The organism is Vibrio sp. D173a (assembly GCF_030248475.1).
Window position 1 is genome coordinate 1 of sequence record NZ_JAHGAH010001588.1, and the last position, 750, is coordinate 750.

Annotated in this window: 1 protein-coding gene; it reads right to left on the bottom strand. The window is 45.3% G+C overall.

Annotation, left to right across the window (positions count from 1 at the left end; genetic code table 11):
* Window positions 1-750: YjbH domain-containing protein (locus KIV40_RS34950; RefSeq protein ID WP_285354060.1), on the bottom strand; the 750-nt coding region annotated here is incomplete at both ends.

Genomic DNA, 750 nt, shown 5'->3' on the forward strand with positions numbered 1-750 from the left:
AAGTTGTACTGTTTGTTTAGGACTTGTCCGCCTTCACGAGTTAGCGGCTGCCATGTAAATTGAGTTCGGTTTGAGCTAGGTTTTACAGTTAACAAATCGAATGGAATCGATACGTAGAAGCCTTTAGTGTAACTGCCTTCACCGAAATCTTCTTCACTTAAGTCGGTTAAGCTCACAAACGCGCCTGCAATTACACCGCTCTTGAACTGTTTCGAGAAGTCGATTCGTGTACCTACGTCGCCTGCTAAGAATTTACCAAAGCCTACTTTAAACAGGGTATCACTCAAGAACTCCCACTGCGGCATGTAGTAACCGGTTACAAAGCCAGTGGTGCCTTTATCAATAACTCGGTATGAACGGTTTGGAACTGTTGGGTGTGCTTGCCACTCTTCATCAAAGGTTTCAAACCAGCTATCTGGGTCACGCTGACTAATCGCTGTCACATCTGCACCAATAGCCCAGTTACTATTATATGGACGGTAAAGTACTTCACCACCGACACCAGCAAACATACTCTCAAGGTAGCCGGCATAGGCCTTGCTGTATATGCCATCACCGTAATCTTCGAACCAAGTCAGCTGTAATCTGTCTAAGCGAACTGGTTCTTCCACATATTCCCGGAACAGGGTTCTCACCCTTGCGGTTTGGTCGGTACCATCTTCTGGAACTGTGTAGTTAAACTTATCGTAGTTGTCGATAAGGTTGATATACAGAGAACCTGACAGTTCGATGTTATTAGTCGCCCAGAAG